This is a genomic window from Microbacterium sp. UBA837 (genome assembly GCF_002296025.1).
GTDB lineage: Bacteria > Actinomycetota > Actinomycetes > Actinomycetales > Microbacteriaceae > Microbacterium.
In genome coordinates, this window is record NZ_DBHD01000064.1 from 1 (window position 1) to 7,806 (window position 7,806).

Below are 7,806 nucleotides of genomic sequence, written 5' to 3' on the forward strand. Positions count from 1 at the left end.
GACATCTTGACGTGAGGCAAGGCGACTCGCGCCGGAGTTGATCCGTGAGCTCGAAACCTCCCCAGCCGAGTTGTCCCTCCCCCGGCCGAGTTGTCACTCACCCAGGCGAGTTGTCACTCACCCAGGCGAGTTGTCCTTACGTCAGCCGCGCTGTCACTCTGCGCGAAGTGCCGGGTAGAGCCGGATCTCCCGCAGATACTCCACGAACTCGTCGAAGCACTGCATCTGTTCGAAGCCCCACCGGTATGGCTGCCATCCGGTCGCCGCTCGAATCTTGCGCTCACGCTCCGCCTGCGCAGCAAGAACGTCGTCGCGGTGACGGCCCCGCAGGATGTCGCCATCGCTGTACTTCACCTCACCGTCGAACTCGCACCAGAGCCCGGCATCCGGCCACGCGAAGTCGAGCAACGCGTACTTCCCACCGCCCAGTGCCACCCGGTATTGCAGTTCGGGTTTGCGGATGCCGAGCTGAGCCATCCAGAGCCTGCTCACGCTCTCGCCCGGAAGTTGGGCACGTCCGTCCGCAAAGCGCGTGACGAATCGCGCCTGGATGATGCCGCGGGCGCCCGGGTTGGCGAAGACACGAGCGCGGACGAGGGCGCGGCATTCCTCGGCGGCGGCGTTGTCATACTCGTTCGTTGTCTCATCCCACCCGGCCATCCGGAGCGCCGCATCGAAGCAAGCCACGGCGGTTTCTAACGACTCCGTGCGGATGACGTCATAGACAGTTCGATCGAGACTCGTGACGCGCATCCCCTCCCGCTCAACGATCTCGCTCTCGTCGAGCGGCGCGAAGTGCCACGTCACGTCGGATCCGTTCCGGCGCGGATGTTCACCGAACAGGGTCATCGAAACGCGATTCGTGCCGGTCCGGTAGAGCGGAAGCCCGTGAAGAGCAGCAGCGGTGGCGTGTGACCAAGCTCCCGATCGCGTACGTCGACGGCCGTCGACGGCCAGCGCGCGCAAACGAAGGCGCTCTTCCGCGTAGACGGCATCCCAATCGGAAGCCAGGACGAGCGCGCCAGGACGCAGGGAAGCGAGGCGCTTCCCTGCCACCCCGCGACGCGGCAGCCCGATGTCCGTATCCGAGAGGCTGAACAGCTGCGCTGGTGGACGGCGACGAGTCATGGCATCCACGGTGCACCGTCGTTACCCACTCGCGCGGGAGTGCGCCACGCGCGAGAAGTATTGCCGCTGGGGCTGCAGGTGGGGAGGAGCTGATCGGGGACGGCTCGTCGACCTACTCGGGCCGGTCAGCCAGGGACAACTCGCGTCAGCGAGGGACAACTCGCGTCAGCAAAGGACAACTCGCGTCAGCAAAGGACAACTGGCGTCAGCCAGGGACAACTCGCGTCAGCCAGGGACAACTCGCGTCAGCGAAGGACAACTCGCGGGAAAGTGATGGGGATGCAGGAAGCCCCCACACCGAAGTGCGGGGGCTTCCGACGTAGCGCTGAGGCTTAGGCGTCCTGGCGTTCGCGGCGAGCCGCGAAGACCGTGACGAGCACACCGCCGAGCAGCAGTACGCCGCCACCGATCCAGACGCCGAGCATCGAGCTCGCGTCGAAACCTGTCGTGGCGAGCGTCGCGTTGATCGTGAGGGTGATCGTCTCGCTGCCGAGCTCGCCCCTCAGCTCGTACGATCCGGTGGCGTTCGAGGGGAGTGTCACGGTGACGGTCTCGCCCACGGCCTTGGAAACCTGGGTAGAGGGCGGCGCAGCCTTCACCATGGCGAGGCTGCCCGGCCCGACGCCCTCACCGGTCAGGGTGTAGGTGACGGTGCCGGTGCCGCTGAAGTCGAACAGGAACGTCGCCGACCCGCCGGCCGGAATCGTTGTCGTGGTTCCGCTCGGCGGAACGGGCGTGTAGGCCATCGCCGCCGTAGGGGCGGCAACGAGAGCGACGATAGCGATTGCGACCGCCGCGATCTTGGTACGTAGGCTCTTCATAGTGTCTCCCCGACGTAGAAAAAGTCTGTTTGGTTTATTGCCGACATGCGGCGTGGGGGGCGTTTCGCGCGGAGGCCATCGCTGCCTGGAACAGCCCTCGTCCTCCCCGAGTTGTTCCCAGGCTACCCACAGTTTCGCGAATACCACAATCGGAGCCGTGAAACGGGACGCAATGTTCACCGGTTCGAAACAAAGTGCTCCCCGAGACACAACCCCCGAAGCAGGGGGTTTCCAGTATGACGACAGGGGCCGCCCGCATGACGCGAGCGACCCCTGTCGAGAGATTCCGAAGATTACTTCAGGATCTTCGTGACCGTGCCGGCGCCGACGGTGCGGCCACCCTCACGGATCGCAAAGCCGAGGCCCTCTTCCATGGCGATGGGCTGGATCAGCTCGACCGTCATGTCGGTGGTGTCACCGGGCATGACCATCTCGGTGCCCTCGGGCAGCGTGATGACGCCGGTCACGTCGGTGGTGCGGAAGTAGAACTGCGGGCGGTAGTTCGTGAAGAACGGGTTGTGACGGCCACCCTCGTCCTTGGACAGGATGTACGCCGTGCCCTCGAAGTTGGTGTGAGGGGTAACCGAACCGGGCTTCACGACGACCTGGCCGCGCTCCACGTCCTCGCGCTTGGTGCCGCGAAGAAGCAGACCACAGTTCTCGCCGGCCCACGCCTCGTCGAGCTGCTTGTGGAACATCTCGATACCGGTAACCGTGGTCTTCTGCGTCGGGCGGATGCCGACGATCTCGACCTCGGAGTTGATCGCGAGAGTGCCACGCTCGGCGCGGCCCGTGACGACGGTGCCACGACCGGTGATGGTGAAGACGTCCTCGATGGGCATGAGGAACGGCTTGTCCTTGTCACGCACCGGGTCGGGGATGGACTCGTCGACGGCCTCCATGAGCTCGACGATCGAGTTGACCCACTGCTCGTCACCCTCGAGAGCCTTCAGGCCCGAGACACGGATGACGGGAGCGTTGTCACCGTCGAAGTCCTGGCTCGAGAGCAGCTCGCGGACCTCGAGCTCGACGAGCTCCAGGATCTCCTCGTCGTCGACCATGTCAGCCTTGTTCAGCGCAACGAGCAGGTAGGGAACACCGACCTGCTTGGCGAGCAGAACGTGCTCACGGGTCTGAGCCATCGGGCCGTCGGTGGCGGCGACCACGAGGATCGCGCCGTCCATCTGGGCAGCACCGGTGATCATGTTCTTGATGTAGTCAGCGTGACCCGGGGCGTCAACGTGTGCGTAGTGACGCTTCGGGGTCTCGTACTCGACGTGCGAGATGTTGATCGTGATACCGCGCTGACGCTCCTCGGGAGCCGAGTCGATCGACGCGAAGTCACGCTGCACGTTGGTGGCCGACGGGTACTTGTCGGCGAGCACCTTCGAGATCGCCGCGGTGAGCGTCGTCTTGCCGTGGTCAACGTGACCGATCGTTCCGATGTTCACGTGCGGCTTGGTCCGCTCGAACTTGGCCTTAGCCACTGGGTCCTCCTCAGGACGGTCATGTAGAAGCTCCGGGCGCTGGATTGCGACCGGCACTCTACGGGGATGTCTCTCAGTCTAGGCGAGAGGGTGTGTGTGTTTCTGGTGTGAAGTTGTAACCCCGAAGAACCGGATGCCGCGGGCGCGGCATCCGTGGGCGATCACTCGCCCTTGTTCTTCTGGACGATTTCGTCGGCGACGGCCTTGGGGACCTCCGCGTAGCTGTCGAACTCCATCGAGTAGACCGCGCGGCCCGAGGTCTTCGAGCGCAGGTCGCCGATGTAGCCGAACATCTCCGACAGGGGAACCAGGGCACGGACCACCTTGACGCCCGCGGCATCCTCCATCGACTGGATCTGGCCGCGACGCGAGTTCAGGTCACCGATGACGTCACCCATGTACTCCTCGGGAGTACGCACCTCGACCGCCATCAGCGGCTCGAGGATGACGGGGTTCGCCTTGCGGACGGCCTCCTTGAAGCCCATCGAACCGGCGATCTTGAACGCCATTTCCGACGAGTCGACGTCGTGCGACGCGCCGTCGTTCAGGATCGCCTTGATACCGACCATGGGGTAGCCGGCCAGGACACCGACGTTCATCGCGTCCTGGAAGCCCTGGTTGGTGGGCTCGATGTACTCGCGCGGGATGCGGCCACCGGTGACCTTGTTCTCGAACTCGTAGATCTTCTCGGCAGTGACCTCGAGGGGCTCGAGCGCGAACTGAATCTTCGCGAACTGACCCGATCCACCGGTCTGCTTCTTGTGCGTGTAGTCGTGACGCTCGACGGCCTTGCGGATCGTCTCGCGGTAGGCCACCTGCGGCTTGCCGACGTTGGCCTCGACCTTGAACTCGCGCTTCATGCGGTCAACGAGGATGTCGAGGTGAAGCTCGCCCATCCCCTTGATGACGGTCTGACCCGTCTCCGAGTTCTGCTCGACGCGGAACGTGGGGTCCTCTTCGGCGAGCTTCTGGATCGCGAGACCCAGCTTCTCCTGGTCGGCCTTCGTCTTGGGCTCGATGGCGACCTCGATAACCGGCTCCGGGAACGTCATCGACTCGAGGACGACCTGGTTGTCGGCATCCGACAGGGTGTCACCGGTCGTCGTGTCCTTCAGGCCGATGACCGCGTAGATGTGACCAGCGGTGACCGACTCGACCGGGTTCTCCTTGTTCGCGTGCATCTGGAAGATCTTCCCGACGCGCTCCTTCTTGCCCTTCGTCGAGTTGACGACGGCAGAACCGGAGTCGAGGTGACCGGAGTACACGCGGATGTAGGTCAGGCGTCCGAAGAACGGGTGCGAAACGACCTTGAACGCGAGAGCAGCGAACGGCTCCTCGCGGTCGGCGTGACGCTCGATGATCTTCTCTTCGTCCTTGGGGTCGTGAGCCTCGATCGAGGGAACGTCCAGGGGCGAGGGCAGGTAGTCCACGACGGCGTCGAGCATCGGCTGCACACCGCGGTTCTTGAACGCCGAACCACACAGCACCGGGTAGGCCTCACCGGCGATCGTGAGCTTGCGAACAGCACCCTTGATCTCTTCGGGGGTGAGCTCCTCGCCACCGAAGTACTTCTCCAGCAGCTCGTCGTCGGTCTCGGCGACGGCCTCGAGCAGCTTCGCGCGGTACTCCTCGGCCTTCTCGACGAGGTCGGCCGGGATCTCCTGGATCTCGTACTTCGCGCCCATCGTCACGTCACCCTTGGCGTCACCGGGCCACACCAGCGCACGCTTGTAGATGAGGTCGATGACGCCGACGAAGTCGTTCTCGACCCCGATCGGGATCTGCAGCACGAGCGGCTTGGCCTTGAGGCGGCTGACGATCGTGTCGACGGTGAAGTAGAAGTCCGCGCCGAGCTTGTCCATCTTGTTGACGAAGCAGATGCGGGGGACGTTGTACTTGTCGGCCTGACGCCACACCGTCTCGGACTGGGGCTCAACGCCCTCCTTGCCGTCGAAGACGGCGACTGCGCCATCGAGGACGCGCAGCGAGCGCTCCACCTCGACGGTGAAGTCGACGTGACCCGGCGTGTCGATGATGTTGATCTGGTTGCCCTCCCAGAAGCAGGTGACTGCCGCGGAGGTGATCGTGATCCCGCGCTCCTGCTCCTGCTCCATCCAGTCGGTGGTGGCAGCGCCGTCGTGAGTTTCGCCGATCTTGTGGTTGACACCCGTGTAGAAGAGGATGCGCTCGGTCGTCGTCGTCTTGCCGGCGTCGATGTGAGCCATGATGCCGATGTTGCGGACCTTGTTCAGGTCGGTGAGCACTTCTTGTGCCACGGGATGTCCTTACGTGTGGTGAGGGATGTCGCGGACTCTGCCGTTCCCGCAGGTTCGTGGCCTGCGGGAACGGCGGAGGGGTGTTACCAGCGGTAGTGGGCGAATGCGCGGTTCGACTCGGCCATCTTGTGGGTGTCTTCGCGGCGCTTGACCGCGGCACCGAGGCCGTTCGAGGCATCCAGGATTTCGTTCTGCAGGCGCTCGGTCATCGTCTTCTCACGACGACCCTTCGCGTAGCTGACAAGCCAGCGCAGCGCGAGGGTGTTCGCACGGTGCGGCTTGACCTCAACGGGAACCTGGTAGGTGGAACCACCGACGCGGCGGCTCTTGACCTCGAGGGTGGGGCGCACGTTGTCGAGCGCCTTCTTGAGGGTGGCAACAGCGTCCTGGCCGTTCTTGGACTCGACACCCGACAGAGCGCCGTACACGATCGACTCGGCGAGCGACTTCTTGCCGTCGACGAGGATCTTGTTGACCAGCTGGGTGACGATCGGAGCGCCGTAGACCGGGTCGTTGACGACGGGGCGCTTGGGGGCGGGACCCTTACGAGGCATTTTTCTCAGCCCTTCTTCGCGCCGTAGCGACTACGGGCCTGCTTGCGGTTCTTGACAGCCTGGGTGTCCAGGGCGCCGCGGACGATCTTGTAGCGCACACCGGGAAGGTCCTTCACACGGCCGCCGCGCACCAGCACGAGCGAGTGCTCCTGCAGGTTGTGGCCCTCGCCGGGGATGTAGGCGGTCACCTCGGTGCCGTTACGCAGCTTCACACGAGCGACCTTGCGCATCGCCGAGTTCGGCTTCTTGGGGGTGGTGGTGTAGACGCGGGTGCAGACCCCGGCCTGCTGCGGGTTCGACTTCAGTGCGGGGGCCTTGGTCTTGCTGACCTTGGGCGACCGTCCCTTTCGAACCAACTGCTGAATGGTTGGCACGTTTTCTCCTTGGTTGTGCTGCACGGTGACAGCTCGTGGTTTCACCACAGATCCACCGGCGCGCCAGAAGTCTGTCGCGAGTCGTGTGGTGGATATGCCGTGGGGGTGGCCTGTTCGCAGGCCGTTCCCTGATGTGCGGACCGCGCTTGCCTTGCGATACACCGAGGCGCAGCACAAGTGGCGCGCAGGCGCACACCCGATCAATGATACGCGGGTTTTCGGAGGTCGGTCAAACGCAGAACATTCTCGACCCTGCTGTCAACGCGACGCGCGGACCAGTCGCAACTCAAGGTCGCCGAGCAGCATCCGTTCCCCGGCCGGAGCTTCCCCTCCGGCAGCGAGTTCGAGCTCGCTCCCCGTGACCGAAATCACAACGACGCCGTTCGTGGACCCGAGATCGACGACGTGCCACTGTTCGCCGCGCAACTCCAACCGAGCGTGTGTCTTGGAGACCGTGACGTCATCGAGTGCCACGAGCTGCGCGCCCGAGTGAGCAGGGTCGGGTGACGGGCGCCGCCCGAGGATGACGACCTGCGCGCGCAACTCGAACTCGTCGCCCGCCGCCGTCACGAGCGACCACCGCTGACGATTGCGGTGGGCCAGCAGCGTCGCGTCGAAGTCACCGTCGGCGTCAGCGGATGATGACACCGCCGATCGCGCCATTCGCGGCGATCCCGCCACCGGGGAACCGACGATCGCCGAAACTGCACCCGAGGTCTCGGGGAAGGGCTCTGCGTCCGGCCCCGTCGCCCAGTGTTCGCCGTCGGCAACCGGCGGGAACAGGGGCGCGTCCTCATATGGCGACCGACCGCTGACCGCCGAAACCGGCGCCGGTGCGCCGGGAACGGCATCCGTCACATCATCGATCGGCTCACCCGCCGGCACGCGGCCGGGGGCATCCGCGTCGGCCGCCGGCGCCAGGCCCGTAGCACCGGTCTCGGGAGGTCGCGCAGCACGCGCGGGCGGCGCGAACGGTTCGGGGGCAGCGGCGGGTTCAGGGGCAGCAGCGGGTTCGTCCCGTGCTGCCGGCTCGTCGGGAGCGGATGGCGCCGGCTCCCGCGTATTGGATGCCGGCACCTGCCGTGCCTCCTCGGGCACCTCTGCCGACGGCGACGCAGCCGGCGCGACGGGAGGCACCAATGCCGGCGGACTCTGCTCGGCCTCGG

The 7,806-nt window shown here is 65.2% G+C and carries 7 protein-coding genes; all 7 read right to left on the reverse strand.

Features of this window, described 5'->3' with window-relative positions:
* Positions 1–153: 153 nt before the first annotated feature.
* The gene (locus B3587_RS04975; RefSeq protein ID WP_292726878.1) at positions 154–1,137 is read right to left on the reverse strand and encodes a hypothetical protein; all 984 of its coding nucleotides are present in this window, start codon (positions 1,135–1,137) and stop codon (positions 154–156) included.
* 323 nt (positions 1,138–1,460) lie between these two features.
* Positions 1,461–1,949, reverse strand: coding sequence for an LPXTG cell wall anchor domain-containing protein (locus tag B3587_RS04980; protein ID WP_292726879.1), 489 nt, complete (start codon positions 1,947–1,949; stop codon positions 1,461–1,463).
* A gap of 293 nt (positions 1,950–2,242) precedes the next feature.
* Positions 2,243–3,436, reverse strand: coding sequence for an elongation factor Tu (gene tuf / locus B3587_RS04985; RefSeq protein ID WP_195692931.1), 1,194 nt, complete (start codon positions 3,434–3,436; stop codon positions 2,243–2,245).
* Positions 3,437–3,597: 161 nt separating this feature from the next.
* A complete protein-coding gene (fusA, locus tag B3587_RS04990; protein WP_228177327.1) occupies positions 3,598–5,712 on the reverse strand; it encodes an elongation factor G in 2,115 nt (704 codons plus the stop codon).
* An 83-nt stretch (positions 5,713–5,795) separates the two neighbouring features.
* Positions 5,796–6,266 carry a 30S ribosomal protein S7 gene (gene rpsG, locus B3587_RS04995; protein WP_228177328.1) on the reverse strand — a complete coding sequence of 157 codons (471 nt, stop codon included), beginning with the start codon at positions 6,264–6,266 and terminating at the stop codon, positions 5,796–5,798.
* Positions 6,267–6,271: 5 nt separating this feature from the next.
* On the reverse strand, positions 6,272–6,640 hold the full coding sequence (gene rpsL, locus B3587_RS05000) for a 30S ribosomal protein S12 (protein ID WP_013584051.1): 369 nt from the start codon (positions 6,638–6,640) through the stop codon (positions 6,272–6,274).
* A gap of 258 nt (positions 6,641–6,898) precedes the next feature.
* Positions 6,899–7,806, reverse strand: a 908-nt coding sequence (locus tag B3587_RS05005; protein ID WP_292726880.1) for an FHA domain-containing protein, incomplete at its 5' end; no start/stop codon positions are given.